General features: G+C 73.6%; 14 protein-coding genes. 7 read left to right on the top strand and 7 right to left on the bottom strand.

Features of this window, described 5'->3' with window-relative positions; all coding sequences use genetic code 11:
- The first annotated feature begins 82 nt into the window (after positions 1-82).
- Positions 83-1,687, top strand: a complete 1,605-nt coding sequence (locus OHA30_RS02415) for a vWA domain-containing protein (protein WP_328912107.1) — start codon at positions 83-85, stop codon at positions 1,685-1,687.
- 97 nt (positions 1,688-1,784) lie between these two features.
- Here OHA30_RS02415 and OHA30_RS02410 read toward each other — a convergent pair whose 3' ends face one another.
- Positions 1,785-2,534 carry an alpha/beta hydrolase gene (locus OHA30_RS02410; protein ID WP_328912106.1) on the bottom strand — a complete coding sequence of 250 codons (750 nt, stop codon included), beginning with the start codon at positions 2,532-2,534 and terminating at the stop codon, positions 1,785-1,787.
- 128 nt (positions 2,535-2,662) lie between these two features.
- Between OHA30_RS02410 and OHA30_RS02405 the strand changes: the two genes are divergently transcribed.
- From OHA30_RS02405 to acs, 6 genes are all read left to right on the top strand, one after another.
- Positions 2,663-3,844, top strand: a complete 1,182-nt coding sequence (locus OHA30_RS02405) for a sensor histidine kinase (protein ID WP_328912105.1) — start codon at positions 2,663-2,665, stop codon at positions 3,842-3,844.
- Positions 3,841-4,599 carry a LytR/AlgR family response regulator transcription factor gene (locus OHA30_RS02400; RefSeq protein ID WP_328912104.1) on the top strand — a complete coding sequence of 253 codons (759 nt, stop codon included), beginning with the start codon at positions 3,841-3,843 and terminating at the stop codon, positions 4,597-4,599. The genes OHA30_RS02405 and OHA30_RS02400 overlap by 4 nt, the downstream gene beginning before the upstream one ends.
- Positions 4,596-5,036, top strand: a complete 441-nt coding sequence (locus OHA30_RS02395; protein ID WP_328912103.1) for a hypothetical protein — start codon at positions 4,596-4,598, stop codon at positions 5,034-5,036. The genes OHA30_RS02400 and OHA30_RS02395 overlap by 4 nt, the downstream gene beginning before the upstream one ends.
- Positions 5,033-7,039: a sodium/solute symporter gene (locus OHA30_RS02390; protein ID WP_328912102.1), complete on the top strand. Its 2,007-nt coding sequence runs from the start codon at positions 5,033-5,035 to the stop codon at positions 7,037-7,039. Before OHA30_RS02395 ends, OHA30_RS02390 begins: the two co-directional genes overlap by 4 nt.
- A gap of 185 nt (positions 7,040-7,224) precedes the next feature.
- Positions 7,225-7,857: an acetate uptake transporter gene (locus OHA30_RS02385; protein WP_328912101.1), complete on the top strand. Its 633-nt coding sequence runs from the start codon at positions 7,225-7,227 to the stop codon at positions 7,855-7,857.
- A complete protein-coding gene (gene acs, locus OHA30_RS02380) occupies positions 7,854-9,833 on the top strand; it encodes an acetate--CoA ligase (protein ID WP_328912100.1) in 1,980 nt (659 codons plus the stop codon). Before OHA30_RS02385 ends, acs begins: the two co-directional genes overlap by 4 nt.
- Positions 9,834-9,929: 96 nt before the next feature.
- Here the strand turns inward: acs and OHA30_RS02375 are convergent, their stop codons facing one another.
- From OHA30_RS02375 to OHA30_RS02350, 6 genes are read right to left on the bottom strand one after another with little or no spacing between them, the layout of a single operon-like run.
- Entirely contained in the window at positions 9,930-11,318 is a 1,389-nt protein-coding gene (locus OHA30_RS02375) for an NtaA/DmoA family FMN-dependent monooxygenase (RefSeq protein ID WP_328912099.1), read from the bottom strand.
- A gap of 10 nt (positions 11,319-11,328) precedes the next feature.
- Positions 11,329-12,447, bottom strand: coding sequence for an LLM class flavin-dependent oxidoreductase (locus OHA30_RS02370; RefSeq protein ID WP_328912098.1), 1,119 nt, complete (start codon positions 12,445-12,447; stop codon positions 11,329-11,331).
- Positions 12,444-13,799, bottom strand: a complete 1,356-nt coding sequence (locus tag OHA30_RS02365) for an MFS transporter (RefSeq protein WP_328912097.1) — start codon at positions 13,797-13,799, stop codon at positions 12,444-12,446. The genes OHA30_RS02370 and OHA30_RS02365 overlap by 4 nt, the downstream gene beginning before the upstream one ends.
- A 10-nt stretch (positions 13,800-13,809) precedes the next feature.
- Entirely contained in the window at positions 13,810-14,631 is an 822-nt protein-coding gene (locus OHA30_RS02360; RefSeq protein ID WP_328912096.1) for a DUF1684 domain-containing protein, read from the bottom strand.
- Entirely contained in the window at positions 14,628-15,365 is a 738-nt protein-coding gene (locus OHA30_RS02355) for a flavin reductase family protein (protein ID WP_328912095.1), read from the bottom strand. The genes OHA30_RS02360 and OHA30_RS02355 overlap by 4 nt, the downstream gene beginning before the upstream one ends.
- On the bottom strand, positions 15,362-16,735 hold the full coding sequence (locus OHA30_RS02350; RefSeq protein WP_328912094.1) for an NtaA/DmoA family FMN-dependent monooxygenase: 1,374 nt from the start codon (positions 16,733-16,735) through the stop codon (positions 15,362-15,364). Before OHA30_RS02350 ends, OHA30_RS02355 begins: the two co-directional genes overlap by 4 nt.
- Between the last annotated feature and the right edge of the window lie 277 nt (positions 16,736-17,012).

The raw sequence follows: 17,012 nt of genomic DNA, 5'->3' as shown, positions 1-17,012 counted from the left end.
ACCGCTCCCGTGCCCAACGGCGGCCGCCGCCGCTCCACCCGACCTGCTCCACCGACACACCCATGAGAAGGCCATGATGGTCATGCCCAGACGCGGTGCCGACACCGCGACAGCGCTCCGTCCCCACCGGACCAGCCTCACCGCGACCCCCGGCGACGCCCGTCGCGCCGCACGGGTCGCCCTCTCCCGCCTTTCGCGTGCCGCCGGAGCCGCCGCGGCCTCGGTCGCCCTCGCGCTGCTGCCGATGGCCGGCACCGCGAGCGCCCAGGGCTCGGACGGTCTGGAGACGCTGCTGAACCAGCTCACCGCCCGCCAGAGCGCCAACTACGCGGTGCTGATCGACACGTCCGGGTCGATGGAGACCAGCGGCTACTACGCCCGGGTGCTCCAGGTGCTGCCCCGGTTCCTGTCCTCCCTCACCCCCCAGGACCAGGTCTGCCTGATCACCTTCAGCACCGGGGCCGACGTCTGTGATCTGGTCTCCCCCTCCCAGGCCCAGCAGAAGGTGCAGGCGCTGCCCCGGCACGCCACCGGCGGCGCCTCCGACTTCGGACGCGGCTTCGAGTCCGCGCTCGACGGCCTGCGCCGCGGCGGTACGGCCACCTCCGGGGTGCTGCTGCTCTCCGACGCCGAACTCAACGCGCCCGACGACCCCGAGTACAAGACGTTCGGCAGCCCCGGCTGGGCCCGGCTGCGCCAGGAGGCCGGTTCGCTGCCCGGCTCGCAGAGCCTGACCGGATACGGGGTGCCGTTCGGCAAGGGCGGCGACGTCCAGGACGTGCTGGCCAAGGTGCTGCCGCACGTCCAGATGCTCGACCCGACCACCGACGACCTCAGTTCGGTGCTGGACAAGGCCCGTGACGACACCCGGGTCCGGCAGGCGAAGAAGGCCGTCGTCGCGGACGCGGGCAAGGGAGTCGCGGTCAGCTGGCCCGGCACCGACCCGGGCACCCCGCTGGTCGCGGGCAGCGTGCTGCACCTGCGGCTGACCGCGACCACCGTGTCGCTGCCGGTGCGTCTGTCCGGACTGCGGCTGAACGGACTGCCCGACGGCGTCCACCTCACCCAGCCGCTGCCCGACCGGGCGGATCTGCCGGCCGGCCAGCACAAGGACTACGCCCTCACGGTCGCCTCGGTGGACGGCAGCCGCAGCGGCTGGACGTCCGGCCAGGAGTCCACCACCGGGAAGCTGTCGGTCGACGGCGTGGTCAGCACCCCGCTGGCCGCCGACGTCAAGACCTATCTGGGCGGCCAGAGCACGCAGTTGGCCGACCGGCCGGCCGGCGACCCGCTGGCCGTCACCGGGACCGTACGGAAGTCCCTGGACATCGTGCGGTGGCTGGTGGCCGTCGTCGGGTTCGTCCTGGTCGTCGGCCTGGCGATCGCCTTCTGGCGGCGGTCCCACCCGTCCATGACCGGCATGCTCGTCGCGGAGGGCGTCACAGGCGCCCGGGTCGAGATACCGCTCCAGGGGGAGACCGAGACGAACCGGGATCTGTCCGCCCTCTTCGAGCGGGGCTCGGCCAAGGTACGGGTGCGCAGCGCGCCCGGGTGGCCCGGCTCCCGCCCGCCGCTGCGGCTGCTCTGCCAGGTGAACGGGCAGCCGGCGCGCGAGGCCACGTGCCGGCCGGACGACCGGGTGCTGCTGTGCGGGATCGACTTCCAGTACCACAGCGGCCAACGCTGAGCGGGTGAAGGGCCAGGGCCTCCGTACGGCGACCCGCCTGACGTCCCGTCAGCCACCGGGCCCCCACCGCGCGTTCGGTGGGGGCCCGGCCGTCGGCTCAGCGCCAGCCGTGCGACGCGAACCAGTCGGCGCACCACTCCGTCCACCGTGCCGGATACGGGTCCTCCGGCGCGAGGCCCAACCCGTGCGGCCCGTGCGGCAGTACGTGCAGCTCCACCGGCACACCGGCCCGGCTCAGGGCGGCGGCGTACCGCAGCGAGTGCTCGACGTCGACGGTCCGGTCGTCCGCGGTGTGCCAGGAGAAGACCGGGGGTGTGTCCGGGTGCACGGACGCCTCGGCCGAGGCCGCCCACCGCTGCGCGAGCGTGGCGTCCTCGCCGAGCAGCGCCCGCAGCGAACCCACGTGCGGCTGGTGGGCGAAGGAGATCAGCGGGTAGCACAGCACGGCCAGGTCCGGGCGCTCCCCGCCCTCCGGCCGCGGCCCGCTCGCGAGCACGGCGGCCAGATGCGCGCCGGCCGAGAAGCCGAGGACGCCCACACGTGACGGGTCCACGCCGGACCCGCCCGCGCCCTCCCTGATCGCCCGCATCGCCGCGCGGGCGTCCTCCAGCGGCGCGTCGCGCAGCGGCTCCGGCTCGCCGTTCGGGGCGACGGGGTAGCGCAGGACGAACGCGGCCAGGCCGAGGCCGTTGAGCCAGCGCGCCACGGGCTCGGCCTCGTGCGGGGCGTGCACCTCGTAGCCGCCGCCCGGCAGGACCAGGACGGCGGGGGCGGGGCCGCTGCCGGACGGCGAGGGGAAGAAGTCGAGCCGGTCGCGCGGGGCGTCGGCGGTGTGCGTGGTGTCCATGTCGCCCATCATCGGTCCCACTCCCGCGTCGGTGACCCCGGGGCCCGGTCGCCGCCCGCGCCCCCGCACACATGTGCGGGGGCGTGCCGGAGGTGTTCTCCCGGGGCGCGCGTGGCGATAATGCCCGGATGGGTTCCGTGGTCACCGTCGTGTCGGTCGCACTGGTGATCGCGGGAGCCGCGGCCGCGCTGTTCTGGCTGGTGCGCGGCCGCCGCGGTTTCGGCACCCCCGCCGACCGGGCCGCCTTCGCCACCCTGCACGCCGCCTCCCTGGCCGCCCCGCCGCTGCGCGAGGGTCTGAACCCCGAGTCGGCCCGGCGCGCCGCCCGTCATCTGCGGGCCCTGCTCGGCACCCCCGCCCTCGCCGTGGTCGGCGACGGAGTGCTGCTCGCCTGGGAGGGCCCCGGCCGCCGCCACGCCGCCGAGGCCGTCGAGCACGCCAGGGAGGCCATGGACGCCGGCCGCCCCTGGGTGGTCCCGGCCGAGGTCATCGACTGCGGTGACATGGGCTGCCCGGTGCGCAGCGCCGTCGTCGTCCCGCTGGTGGTCGACGGCCTCGTCGTCGGCGCGCTGTCGGCGTACGGGCGCCAGGTGTCGGCCGGTCTGGTCCGGGCGGCAGGCGAGGTCGCCCACTGGGTGATCTCCCAGCTCGAACTGGCCGAACTCGACCGCTCCCGCACCCGGATGATCGAGGCGGAGCTGCGTGCCCTGCGGGCCCAGATCTCCCCGCACTTCGTCTACAACTCGCTGACCGCGATCGCCTCCTTCGTCCGTACCGACCCCGACCAGGCCCGGGAACTGCTCCTGGAATTCGCCGAGTTGACGCGCTACAGCCTGCGCAAGCACGGAGAGTTCAGTACCCTCGCCGAGGAGTTGCACTCGGTCGACCGCTATCTGCGGCTGGAGCGGGCCCGGTTCGGCGCCCGGCTGCGGGTGGACCTGCTGATCGCCCCGGAGGTGTTGCCGGTCGCGGTGCCGTTCCTCTGCCTCCAGCCGCTCGTTGAGAACGCCGTACGGCACGGCCTGGGTCCCAAGTCGACCCCGGGGCGGATCACGATCCGGGCCGAGGACGCCGGTGCGGAGTGCCGGATCAGTGTGGAGGACGACGGCGTGGGCATGGACCCGGAGGACGTACGGGCGCTGCTGGCCGGGGAGGCCGGCGGCGACTCGCTGGGCCTCGGCAACGTGGACGAGCGGCTGCGCGCGGTGTTCGGCGACGAGTACGGCCTGGTCGTGGAGACCGCGCTCGGCGCGGGCACCAAGGTCAATGTCCGCGTCCCCAAGTACCGGACCGGGGTGCACGCCTCGTGACGTCACTGCGGGTCCTGGCGGTGGACGACGAGCCGCCCGCCCTGGAGGAGCTGACGTATCTGCTCCGCGGCGACCGGCGGATCGGGCATGTGCTCGCCGCGGGCAGCAGCGACGAGGCGCTGCGGCGGCTGGAGGACGGGACCGTCGACGCGGTCTTCCTCGACATCCGGATGCCCGGCCTCGACGGGCTCGACCTGGTCCGGGTGCTCGGCCGCTTCGCGCAGCCGCCGGCCGTCGTCTTCGTCACCGCCTACGAGGACTTCGCCGTCGACGCCTTCGCCCTCAAGGCCTGCGACTACCTGCTCAAACCGGTCCGCAGGGAACGCCTGGCCGAGGCCGTACGGCGGGTGGCGGCCCTCATCGAGGGCGGCGGCGCGCCCGGCCCGGTCGCCCCCGAGCGCGTGGTCGAGCGCATCCCGGTCGACCTGGGCGGCGTCACCCGGTTCGTCTCGCGCGACGAGGTCGCGTACGTCGAGGCCCAGGGCGACTACGTACGGCTGCACGCGGGCGGTGACGCGCCCCTGCTGCGCATCCCGCTGGCGTCCCTGGAGGAACGCTGGGCGCCGCACGGCTTCCTGCGCATCCACCGCCGCTATCTGGTCTCGTTGCGGCACGTCGAGGAACTGCGCTCGGACGCCGGGCACTGGACGGTCCGGACGGCCGGCGCCGAACTCCCGGTCAGCCGCCGCCACACCCGCGAGCTGCGGGACCTGCTGACGCGCTGGGCGTCCGCGCCGGGGGAGGAGCCGTCATGAGCGGCGCGCAGCATCCACCGCCGCCCCCGCGCCGGACCGCGGTCTCGGGCCCACGCCGCAACCGGGACGGCGGCTGGTCCGCGCGCGCCGGCGCCGAGGACCTGCACACCCAGCCGCGTCTCGGCCAGGTGTACGTACGCTCGCTGGTCCGCGACCAACTGCGGCTCTCGCTGGGGGTGCTGGCCGTGCTCGCGGTGGCGCTCGGCGGACTGCCCGCGGCCTTCGCGCTGGCCCCGGGGCTGCGTACGGCGGACGTCTTCGGCATCCGGCTGGCGTGGCTGCTGCTCGGGGCGCTCGCGTATCCGCTGCTGGTGGGGGCGGCCTGGTTCCACGTACGGCACGCCGAGCGGGTCGAGCGCGACTTCACCGATCTGCTGGGCGGCCCCGGCACAGGCCCCGGCCCCGGCGCCCCGGCCGGACCTCCTGACATCCCGTGAACCCCGCGCTCGGCCTCACCGCCCTGATCGTCGTGCTGGTCGCGACCGTCGCCGTCGGCGTCTACGGGCTGCGGCTGTCCCGGGCCACCTCCGACTTCTACGTCGCCTCCCGGGAGATCTCCCCGCTGTGGAACGCCTCGGCCATCGGCGGCGAGTACCTGTCGGCGGCCTCCTTCCTCGGCGTCGCGGGCCTGGTGATGGCCTACGGCGTGGACATGCTCGCCTACCCGGTGGGCTACACCGCCGGGTATCTGGTGCTGTTGCTGCTGGTGGCGGCCCCGCTGCGCCGCTCGGGCGCCTACACGCTGCCGGACTTCGCCGAGGAACGGCTCGGCTCCACGGCGGTGCGGCGGGTGGCGAGCGTACTGGTCGCCGTCATCGCCTGGCTGTATCTGGTCCCGCAGTTGCAGGGCGCGGGCCTGACCCTCCAGACGGTGACCGGCGCGCCGCGGTGGGTCGGCGCGGTGGTCGTCGCGGCGGCGGTGGTCTGTGTCTCGGCGGCGGGCGGGATGCGCAGCGTCACGCTGGTGCAGGGCTTCCAGTTCTGGCTGAAGCTGACCGCCATAGCGGTCCCCGCGGTGTTTCTGATCCTGTCCTGGCGCGCGGCCGGATCGCCGAGCCTGACCGGGCCCGACACCCCGGTCTTCCCGCACACCACCGTCGTCCGGATCGAGGACCCGGTCCGCTTCGACGTGCGCGCGCCGGTCACGATCACCGTCCGGGGCCGCCTGGACGGGACCGCGTACGGGACGGCGGGCGGGCCGGCCGGGACCGTACGGCTGGTGAAGGGCGAGCACGCGGCGGCGGCCGGCGCCCGGCTGACCTTCCCCGCCGGGGTGCCGGTGCCGCAGAAGACGGGCCTGAAACCGGCGACCGGCGCCATGTGGGCGAGCCCGCTGTCCGGCGCGGGCGGCCGCTCGCACCCGCTGTACGCGGTGTACTCGATCCTGCTGGCCACCTTCCTCGGCACGATGGGCCTGCCGCATGTGCTGGTCCGCTTCTACACCAACCCCGACGGCCGGGCCGCCCGCCGCACCACGCTGCTGGTCCTGGTGCTGCTCAGCGGCTTCTATCTGCTGCCGCCGGTCTACGGCGCGCTCGGCCGGATCTTCGCCCCGCAACTGCTGCTCACCGGGCGGACCGACACCGCGGTGCTGGTGCTGCCGCAGATCACACAGGCGGGGGAGGGCGGGCGGCTGCTCGCGGCGCTGGCCACCGCGGGGGCCTTCGCCGCCTTCGTGTCGACCGCGTCCGGGCTGACCGTCTCGGTGGCCGGCGTGGTCTCGCAGGACCTGCTGCGCGGCTCGACCCGCGGCTTCCGCTGGGCGTCGCTGATCGCGGGCGTGCCACCGCTGCTGATGGCGACGGCGACGACCGGTCTTCCGGTGGCCGACGCGATCGGACTGGCCTTCGCGGTGGCCGCGTCCTCCTTCTGCCCGCTGCTGGTGCTCGGCATCTGGTGGCGCGGGCTGACCGACGTCGGCGCCCTGCTCGGCCTGGTCGCGGGCGGCGGCCTGGCCGCCGTCGCGGTGGTGCTGACCAGCGTGATCGGTCCCGGGCGCGGCTGGCCCGCCGCGCTGCTCGAACAGCCGGCGGCGTGGACCGTACCGGTGGCGTTCACGGTCATGGTGGCCGGCTCGCTGCTGACCCGGCACCGGCTGTCCCCGGCGGCCGTGGACCGGGTGATGCTGCGGATGCACCTGCCGGAGGAGGCGGGCGTCCTGCCGCCCGTACCGCAGGGCGCCCTGGCCGCGAGCGCCGCTGCCGCCGCGCGCAAGGCGGCCGGGCGGCGGACGGTCGTCCCGGGCCGGACGGGCGGACCGGTGGGGGTCGGCGGGCCGGGGGGAGCCGGTGGTCCGGTGGGCGTGGGCACTCCCGCCGGACCCGCAGGGCCCCCGGACCCCGCCGGCGGCGCCGCGCGACCCGCCGGGAACGGTGGAAGCGCCGGGCAATCTCGCCCGGACCGGCCGCCCGCGCAAGCGGAAGAACCTCCGCTTCACTGACGCATGCTGTCCGTAATCGACCGCTCACCGTACTGGAACGACCGTCCGGCGAGCGGACCGTACCGCTGGGCGACACCTCTGGTGCACGGGTGTCCTGTGAGCCGTCCGGGTTTCTAGCGTGGAGGCGGGACCGGAAACGGTCCCGGCAGTTCCGCTGCCGTTCCTGACGAGGAGGGAACCCCCACATGAGCACTCCCGTTCCACAGCCCAGGACCGACTCGATCGCCGACCCCGGACCGCTCGGGCTCGCCGGATTCGCCTCCACGACCTTCGTGCTCAGCTCCTTCAACGCCGACCTCATCCACGCGAACCTGCTCTCGGTGGTCCTGCCGCTCGCGCTGTTCTACGGCGGGCTCATCCAAGTGCTCGCCGGTATGTGGGAGTTCCGCAAGGGCAACACCTTCGGCGCCACGGCCTTCGCCTCGTACGGCGCCTTCTGGCTGTCGTACGCCTTCTACGTGAAGTTCGTCGTCGGCGGTCTGCCGCCCGCGACCGCACACCAGGCCACCGGCCTCTACCTCCTCATATGGGCGGTCTTCACCGTCTACATGACGGTCGCCGCCCTGCGCACCACCGGCGCCCTGGCGGCCGTCTTCGTCACCCTGTCCGCGACCTTCGTCGTGCTGACCATAGGCGAGTTCGCCCAGTCGACCGGCACCACCAAGGTCGGCGGCTGGATCGGCCTGGTCACCGCGCTCGTCGCCTGGTACGCCTCGTTCGCCTCCGTCACCAACAGCACCTGGAAGCGGCCGGTCGTACCGGTCTTCCCGCTGACCGGCGTCGTGCGGGGCGGACCGGTGGAGGGAGCCCACTCATGAGCGGAGAAACACTCTCCAACCTGCTCAGGGAGGACCGGCGCTTCCCGCCGCCCCCCGAGCTGGCCGCGCACGCCAATGTCACCGCCGCCGCCTACGAGGAGGCGGCCGCCGACGGCGAGGCGTTCTGGGCCGCGCAGGCCGCCCGGCTGGACTGGGCCGAGCCCTGGACCCGGGTACGCGACTGGAGCAACGCCCCCTTCGCGCGCTGGTTCACCGGCGGAAAGCTCAACGTCGCGGACAACTGCGTCGACCGGCATGTGCGCGCCGGGCACGGCGACCGGGTCGCCTTCCACTGGGAGGGCGAGCCCGGCGACACCCGCACACTGACCTACGCCGACCTCAAGGACGAGGTGAGCCGGGCGGCGAACGCCCTGCTCTCCCTCGGGGTTCGGGCCGGCGACCGGGTCGCGCTCTACCTGCCGATGATCCCCGAGACGGTCGTCGCGATGCTGGCCTGCGCCCGTATCGGGGCCCCGCACACCGTGGTCTTCGGCGGCTTCTCCGCCGACGCGCTGCGCGGCCGGATACTCGACTGCGACGCGCGTGTGGTGATCACCGCCGACGGCGGCTACCGCAAGGGCGCGCCCTCGGCGCTCAAGTCCGCCGTGGACGAGGCCGTCAAGGGCTGTCCCGACGTGCGCAGTGTGCTCGTCGTGCGCCGCACCGGCCAGGACGTCGAGTGGACCGAGGGCCGGGACGTGTGGTGGCACGACCTGGTGGACGCGCAGTCCGCCGAGCACGAGCCGGAGGCGTTCGACAGCGAACACCCGCTCTACATCATGTACACCTCCGGCACCACGGCCCGCCCCAAGGGCATCCTGCACACGACCGGCGGCTATCTCACCCAGGTCGCCTGGTCGCACTGGGCGGTCTTCGACGTCAAGCCCGAAAGGGACGTCTACTGGACGGCCGCCGACATCGGCTGGGTCACCGGCCACTCGTACATCGTCTACGGGCCGCTGGCCAACGGGGTCACCTCGGTGCTCTACGAGGGCACCCCGGACACCCCGCACCAGGGCCGCTGGTGGGAGATCGTCGAGAAGTACAAGGTGTCGATCCTGTACTGCGCGCCCACCGCGATCCGCACCTTCATGAAGTGGGGCGAGGAGATCCCGGGCCGCTTCGACCTGACCTCCCTGCGTCTGCTCGGATCGGTCGGCGAGCCGATCAACCCCGAGGCGTGGATCTGGTACCGGCACGCCATCGGCGGCGACCGCACCCCCGTGGTCGACACCTGGTGGCAGACCGAGACCGGCGCCCAGATGATCAGCCCGCTGCCCGGGGTGAGCACCTGCAAGCCCGGCTCCGCGCTGCGCCCGCTGCCGGGGATCTCGGCGGAGGTCGTGGACGACGCGGGCAAGCCGGTGCCCAACGGCTCGGGCGGCTATCTCGTGCTGACCGAGCCGTGGCCGGGCATGCTGCGCACCATCTGGGGTGACGAGCAGCGGTACATCGACACCTACTGGTCGCGCTTCCCCGGCTGGTACTTCGCCGGGGACGGCGCCAAGAAGGACGAGGACGGCGACATCTGGCTGCTCGGCCGGGTGGACGACGTGATGAACGTGTCCGGGCACCGGATCTCCACCACCGAGGTGGAGTCCGCGCTGGTGTCCCACCCGCTCGTCGCCGAGGCCGCCGTGGTCGGCGCCGCCGACCCGACCACCGGCCAGGGCATCGTCGCGTTCGTGATCCTGCGCGCCGACGGCGAGCAGGCCGCGGCCGAAGCGGGCGGTGAGGACGTGGCCCGGCGACTGCGGGCACACGTGTCCAAGGAGATCGGCCCGATCGCCCGGCCGCGGCAGATCCTGGTCGTGGCCGAACTGCCCAAGACCCGCTCGGGCAAGATCATGCGCCGACTGCTCCAGGACATCGCCGAGAACCGTTCCCTCGGCGATGTGACGACGCTGACCGACTCCACGGTGATGGACGCGATCCGCGACCGGCTGCCGGCCGGCCCGTCCGGAATGGACGGGTAACCCACCGAGCGCGTCCCCGCGGGCCGTACGGCACTCCGGCCCGCGGGGGCGCTTCCACATCGGGTGACGGCGGCGCACCCGGTGACGGCGGGCCGCCTACAGCGGCGGCAGCGCCAGGTGCTCGCGCAGCGTCGTGCCCTCGTACTCCGTGCGGTAGGCGCCGCGCTCCTGGAGTTCGGGCACCAGCTTGTCGACGATGTCGGTGAGCGACGACGGCAGCAGATGCGGGCTGATGTTGAAGCCGTCGACCGCGCGGGTGCGCACGAAGCGCGTCCACTCGTCGGCGATCTGCGACGGCGTGCCCACGAAGGACGGGTGCCCGGGGGAGACCTCAAGCGCGAGCTGACGGATCGACAGATCGCGCTCCTCGGCCAACTGCCGCCACTGCCGGATGCGTTCGAGCTTGCCCGTGCGCAGCTCGATGGCGAGCGTGCCGCGCGAGGGGTCCAGCTCCTCCTCGCTCGGCTCGATGTCGGGCAGCGGCCCGTCCGGGTCGTAGGCCGACAGGTCCGTGCCCCAGAACTGCTCGAAGAACGCGATGGCCCGCGGCGCCGAGACCCGCTCGTTGCGCAGATACCGTGCCTTCTCCTCCGCCTCCTGCGGGGTGTCGCCGAGGACCACCGACGCGCCCGGCAGGATGCGTACGGAGTCCACGTCGCGCCCGTACGTCGCCAGCCGCGCCCGCAGGTCCAGCGCGTAGGCGACCGCCTTCTCGTAGCTGGTGTTGGCGGAGAAGACCACGTCGGCGTGGCGGGCGGCCAGGTCGCGGCCCCCGTCGGAGTCGCCGGCCTGGAAGAGCACCGGGCGGCCCTGCCGGGCGGCCGGCACGGTCGCGGTGGCCCGCAGCCGTACGAGGTCGGTGTCGCGCTCGACGGTACGGATCGCGCCCGACCGCGCCCAGCTCTTGGCGTCGGGGCTGTCGGTGCCGGCCGCTGTACCGGCCACGGCGTCCGGCTCCCAGGACGCCCACAGCTCCTTGGCCGTCTCGACGAACTGCCCGGCCCGCTCGTAGCGGCGCGCGTGCTCCAGCCAGCCGCCGTGCCGGAAGTTCTCACCGGTCCACGCGTTGTCGGTGGTGACGATGTTCCAGCCCGCGCGGCCGTCCGAGAGCAGATCGAGGCTCGCCAGCCGCCGGGCGAGGTCGGCCGGGAAGTTGTAGGTGGTGTTCTGGGTGGCCACAAGACCGATCCGTTCCGTGACCGCGGCGAGCGCCGACAGCTGGGTGATCGCGTCGGGCCGCCCGGCCACGTCGAGGTCGAAGATCCGGCCGCGGTTCTCCCGCACCCGCAGCCCCTCGCCGAGGAAGAAGGCGTCGAACAGGCCGCGTTCCAGCAGTTGGGCGGTCTCGATATTGGTCTCGATGGTCGTGTGGGGGGCGTTGTCCGGGTCGGTCCAGACGTACTGGGGTCCGACGCCGGTGTAGAAGACCCCCAGGTGCACCTGGGCGTTCGGGTCGTACGGGGCTCCGGTGTGCTCTTGTGTCACGGCTCTCACCTCAGGCGTTCGTGGTCGCCGCGGCGGCGAACCGGTTGGTCGGACGGGCCAGGCCCAGCGTGCCGCGCAGGGTGTACCCGGCCCGCGGCGCCCGGTGCAGGCCCTCGGCGGCCAGGGCGGGCAGCACCTGCTCGGTAAGCACCGGCAGATCGACGGCGAGCACGGCCGGGTGCAGCCGTACGCCGTCCACCACCTCGGCCAACCGGCGCAGCAGGTCGACGAGTCCGGCGGCCGAACCGACGTGCCGCAGCCGTCCGGAGCGCGGCCACTGCGTCGACTCGTCCAGTCGGGCCAGGCGTTCGGCCGCGGGCGCGTCGGCGTCGAGTACGACCTCGACCTCGGCGAAGATCAGCGGCGCGCCCGCCTGCCCGGCCTGCCGGGCCCGCTCCCGGACCGCGTCCAGGTCGGGCCGTGCCACCAGGACGATGTCGGCGCGGGCGTCGGCGTCCAGGGCGTCCGGGGCGAGCACGACGACCTGGCCCTGCGGCGGCCGGGGAGTGATCAGCGGTCCCTTGACGGTGAATCCGGCGCCCTCGAAGTCGACATGGTGGATCTTGTCCGGGTCGAGATAGCGGCCGGTCTCGACGTCCTTGATGACCGCGTCGTCCTCCCAGGAGTCCCACAGCGCGCGGGCCACGTCGATGACGTCGGCGACCTCATGGCGCAACTCCTCGGCGGACAGCGGCTCCGCGCCGATCGTGGCCCGCTCCTCCGGGCTGTTGGCCGCGCCCACCACCCAGGCGGCGCGGCCGTTGCTCGCGTGGTCGAGACTCGCGAGCTGGGCGGCCAGATGGAACGGCTCGGTGGTGGTGGCGTGCAGGGTCGGCGCCAGGCCGATCCGGTCGGTGAGCGCGGAGACGAAGGCGGCCCGCGAGCCCGCCTCCACCCGGCCGGCCGCGTCGAGTCCCGCGCTGGGCGGCACGGGCGTGTCGGCGAGGGTGACGAGTGTGAACCCGGCCTCCTCGGCCGCGGCCACGCCGGCCCGTACGGCCCCCGGGCCGAGCACGGCGGCGGCCGGCCGGCCGGAGTACCGCCACGCGGCGGGGTGCGCGCCGTCGCCGTCGGCCTCAAGTGCCAGATGCAGCCGGGGACGCGCGGTGTCGTGGTCGTGGTCACTCATGAGCAGGAGTCTCCGATCGAGGTACGGGAAAGGGGGTGCTGCCCGGTGGCGGGGTCTACGGGGTCCGCGGGGTCCGGCTTGTCCGGTACGGCTTCGGCGACGGCTCCGTGCTTCGGCTCCGGTACGGCGGCGGCCCCTGCCCCGGTGCCCGTCCGGCCGCGCAGCCACAGGGCGACCGCGCCGGCCGCCAGCGCGGACGCGCCCGCGCCGCAGCCCAGGCCCCAACGGGCGTCCGCGTGCTGGGAGATCCAGCCGATCACCGGTCCGCCGAGCGGGGTGCCGCCCATCGAGATCACGGTGTAGACGGCCATCACCCGGCCGCGCATCGCCTCGCTGATGTCGGTCTGTACATAGGCGCTGACCGCCGTGTTGAGGATCATCAGGGTGAAGCCGGCCGGCACCAGCAGCGCCAGGAAGCTCACATAGGTGGGGGCGAGCGCCGCGGCCGCCTCGCTCACCGCGAACAGCACCGCGCCGACCACCACCGTCCGCACCCGCGGCGCCGCCCGGCGGGCGGCCGTCAGCGTGCCCGTGACCGTGCCGACCGCGAGCGCGGTCGACATCAGCCCGAGCCCGGTCGAGCCGACGTCGAAGATCCGCTGGGCGAACAGCGCCATCGTCGTGGGGAAGTTGGCCCCGAAGGTCGCGACCAGGCCGAAGATCGCGAACACCCCGAGGAGTTCGGGCCGGTCGGTGACGTACCGCAGGCCGGCCGCGCCCGCCCCGGCCCAGGGCGTGGGCGCCACCGGGACCGCGGGCGGGCGCGGACGGATCACCAGCAGCCCGGTGAGGACGGCCGCGAAGGACACGAAGTTCACCGCGAACACCCAGCCGGTGCCGATCGTGCTGATCAGCACCCCGGCGACGGCCGGTCCGACCAGCCTGGCGACGGTCAGCGACAGGATGTTCAGACCGGCCGCGTTCGGGATCAGCGGCCGGCCGACCAGCTCCGTCACGAACGACAGCCGCGCCGGGTTCTCGACGGTGAACACACAGCCCAGACCGAACGACAGCACATAGACCAGCCACAGCGGAGCGTGCCCGCTGAACACCGCCACCGTCAGGATCAACGCCTGTGCCGCGTACAGCAGTTGGGCCGCCATCAGCAGGGTGCGCCGGTTGTACCGGTCGGCCAGCACCCCGCCCCACAGGCCGAAGAGCAGGACCGGCGCGAACTGCAGCCCGACGGTCCAGCCGACCGCCGTGCCGCTGTTCGTCAGGGTGAGCACGAACCAGTCGAGTGCCACGCCCTGCATCGCCGTTCCGACGTTCGACGCCAGGCCGGTGCTCCAGTAGATCCGGTAGTCACGGACGCGCAGAGCCGCGAAGACACCGGAGGGTGCGTGGTTCACGGTCGGTGGCTCACCGGCTGCCGCCGCGCTCGTACGGGATCTTGTCCCCGGCCTCGACCGCGACCGGCAGCCGGTTCTCGGCCGGCGGCAGCGGGCAGGTGGCCAGGTCGGTGTAGGCGCACGGCAGGTTCGCCGACCGGTTGAAGTCGATCAGCACCGTGCCGTCGGCGTCCGGCGCGGCCACCGAGACCGTACGGTTGGCCGCGTAGGTGGTCACGCCCGAGGTCGCGTCGTTGAAGAGCACCAGCAGGCTGCCGGGCTGCTTGCCGTTGAAGGCGGTCAGCCGGTGGGTGGTGCCGTCGAGCTCGAACTCGACCTGGCCGGGGGCGTCGTAGACATGCTGGAGTCCTTCGACCGCCGCGCCCACGGTCACCGGCCGGGGCTCGTCGAAGGGCACGTAGCGCCCGGTGCGGGCCCAGCGCGGGTCGGGCGCGTACGACGGGGTGTCGGTGTGCGCGAGCCGCAGCGCGTTCTCCGGGTGGCGCGGCCGGATGATGTCGTGCCCGCCGCGCTTGGCGACCTCGATCACCGCGTCGCCCGCCGCCGGGTAGAGGCTGGCCCGCTCGGCGATCACCCCGAAGCTGTGCCGGCCGCGGAGGGTCCGCCCGTCGAGCGTCAGCTCCTCGTCCTCGCCCAGCTCGACCACCACGCCCTCCTCGGTGGTGGACCAGGCGCCGGGCGCGTCGGCGAAGCGGGTCGGGGTGGCGTCGAGCCAGTTCAGACTGGTGATGGCGAGGAAGCCGTGCGGGTCGGTCAGCACCCGCTCGTGCTCGGCGTGCCAGCCCTCCCACTGCTGGACGAAGGTCTCCCGGTCGAGGTCCTGAACGGTCATGACGTCTCCTTGACGGTGGTGGATGCGGTGCTGTGCGGCTGGGGTACGTCGTGCGGCGCCGCGGCCGCCTCCAGCCGCCGGAAGCGGCTGGAGTGGAAGACCAGCGGCACCACGGCGGGGTCGGCGTCGAGCGCGTGCACCCGCAGCAGGACGATGTCGTGGTCGCCCGCCCGTATGTGCTGCTCGACGCTGGTGTCGAACCAGGCGCTCGCGCCGTCGATCAGCACGGCGCCGTCGTCGGTGGCCGTCCAGTCGAGATCGGCGAAGCGGTCGCCGCCGCGCGCGGCGAGCTGGGTGCACGCGCGCTCCTGGTGGCTGCCGAGCACGCTGACGCCGAGCCGCGCGAGGCCGGACAGCGCGGGCCAGGTGGTCGAGGTGTGCGCGACGCAGACCGACACCAGCGGCGGGTCGAGCGACACCGAGGTGAACGAATTGGCGGCCAGGCCGACCGGCACGCCGTCGACCAGCGCGGCGATGGCCGTCACGCCGGTCGGGAAGGCCCCGAACACCCGCCGCAGCTCGGTCGGGTGCAGCGCCGCGTCGACGACGGATGGCTCAGTGACGGCTGACGGCTCGCCTGCGCCGCCTGGCTCGGTGACCTCTGACGGCTCCGTGGCGGATGGCTCGGTGACGGTCGGCTCACCGCGGCCGTTCGGCGACGGCGGCCGGCCCGCGGCTCGCGGGCCGGGTCGCTGCCGGCGGTCGTCCAGGCACTGCGCCCTGGTCGTGGTCATCGTGAACTCCCTTCCAGAGCGGGCCGCCTGGCCGAGGTGAGGCCCAAGTGGTCGCGCAAGGTGGTGCCTTCGTATTCGGTGCGGAAAACCCCGCGCTCCTGGAGCAGCGGGACGACGGTCTCGGCGAAGTCGTCCAGACCGCCGGGTGTCAGGTGCGAGGCGACGATGAAGCCGTCGGCGGCGTCGGACTGCACCGAGTCGTTGAGGGCTTCGGCGACCTTGGCCGGGGTGCCGACGAAGGACTGCGGGCCGGTCACCTCGATGATCAGCTCGCGGATCGACAGCTTCTTCTCCTCGGCCAGCGCCCGCCACCGCGCGGCGGTGACCAGCGGGTCGCGCCGGGTCCGTACGCCCGCCCGGCCGCGCGAGATGTGGTCCTCGCCGACCAGCGGATCGGACTCGGGCAGCGGGCCGTCCGGGTCGTAGCCGCTCAGATCGCGGTTCCAGAGCTGTTCCAGCAGCTTGATCGCGGTCTGCGGGCCGACCTGCTGACGGCGGATCAGCCGCGACTTCTCCTGCGCCTCGGCCTCGGTGTCGGCGAGGACGAAGGTGATGCCGGGCAGGATCAGCAGCTCGTCGCGGGAGCGGCCGTACTTCGCCAGCCGCGCCTTGACGTCGGCGTAGAACGCCCGGCCCTCCTCCCGGGCGCCGTGCCGGGTGAAGATGACGTCCGCCGCCGAGGCCGCGAACTCCCGGCCCTGCTCGGAGTCGCCCGCCTGGAAGATCACCGGCCGGCCCTGCGGGCTGCGCGGGACGTTGAACTGCCCGCTGATGTCGAACTGGCTGTCGTGGTGGTCGAATCGCCCCGGGCGGGGCTCGCCCAGGAAGGTCCCGGACTCCTTGTCGGCGACGATCTCGTCACCGCGCCAGGAGTCGAAGAGCCGCCCGGCCGCCGCGAGGAAGCGGGTGGCCCGCTCGTAGCGGTCCTCCTGGGCGAGGAAGCCGCCGCGCCGGAAGTTCTCCCCGGTGAACTCGTCCCACGAGGTCACCACGTTCCAGGCCGCGCGCCCGGCCGACAGATGGTCGAGCGAGGCGAACTGCCGGGCCACCTCGTACGGCTCGTTGAAGGTCGAGTTGATCGTCCCGGCCAGTCCGAGCCGGTCGGTGACCGCCGCCAGCGCGGACAGCACGGTGAAGGTGTCGGGGCGGCCGACCACGTCCAAGTCGTAGATCTTCCCGCCCTGTTCGCGCAGCCGCAGCCCCTCGGCGAGGAACAGGAAGTCGAACTTGGCGCGCTCGGCCGTCCGGGCCAGGTGTACGAAGGAGCTGAAGTCGATCTGGCTGCCGGCGGCCGGGTCGCTCCACACGGTGGTGTTGTTCACGCCGGGAAAGGGCGCGCCGAGGTGGATCTGCTTGACGGGTTCGGTCATGCGGGAAGTGCCTCCTTGCGGCATCACGGGCGGCGCTGAGGGGGGCGTTGCGGCGGGCGGGCGGGCTTCAAGGCGTCACGGCGTCGGGACGTCACGGCGTCGGGACGTCAGGGCGTCACGGCGTCGGGACGCGGGTGTGCGGCAGATCGCGGTACGAAGCGCTGTACGGGAGGCGTACGGGCCGCGGCGGAGACCTGCGGGCCCGTACGGGAACGTGGACACGCCGAAGGGGGCCGCACCCGGCGCACGATGTGCGCGGATACGGGGGAGGGGGTGG

It is taken from the genome of Streptomyces sp. NBC_00223, assembly GCF_036199905.1.
Classification (GTDB): Bacteria; Actinomycetota; Actinomycetes; order Streptomycetales; family Streptomycetaceae; genus Actinacidiphila.
The sequence above is the reverse complement of the archived record's forward strand: the minus strand, read 5'-3'. Positions and strand labels throughout refer to the sequence as shown.

Coding starts and splice junctions, on each gene's coding strand:
- OHA30_RS02415 (WP_328912107.1), top strand. CDS start 83: ATGCCCAGACGCGGTGCCGACACCGCGACAGCGCTCCGTCCCCACCGG.
- OHA30_RS02410 (WP_328912106.1), bottom strand. CDS start 2,534: ATGGACACCACGCACACCGCCGACGCCCCGCGCGACCGGCTCGACTTC.
- OHA30_RS02405 (WP_328912105.1), top strand. CDS start 2,663: ATGGGTTCCGTGGTCACCGTCGTGTCGGTCGCACTGGTGATCGCGGGA.
- OHA30_RS02395 (WP_328912103.1), top strand. CDS start 4,596: ATGAGCGGCGCGCAGCATCCACCGCCGCCCCCGCGCCGGACCGCGGTC.
- OHA30_RS02385 (WP_328912101.1), top strand. CDS start 7,225: ATGAGCACTCCCGTTCCACAGCCCAGGACCGACTCGATCGCCGACCCC.
- acs (WP_328912100.1), top strand. CDS start 7,854: ATGAGCGGAGAAACACTCTCCAACCTGCTCAGGGAGGACCGGCGCTTC.
- OHA30_RS02370 (WP_328912098.1), bottom strand. CDS start 12,447: ATGAGTGACCACGACCACGACACCGCGCGTCCCCGGCTGCATCTGGCA.
- OHA30_RS02360 (WP_328912096.1), bottom strand. CDS start 14,631: ATGACCGTTCAGGACCTCGACCGGGAGACCTTCGTCCAGCAGTGGGAG.
- OHA30_RS02355 (WP_328912095.1), bottom strand. CDS start 15,365: ATGACCACGACCAGGGCGCAGTGCCTGGACGACCGCCGGCAGCGACCC.
- OHA30_RS02350 (WP_328912094.1), bottom strand. CDS start 16,735: ATGACCGAACCCGTCAAGCAGATCCACCTCGGCGCGCCCTTTCCCGGC.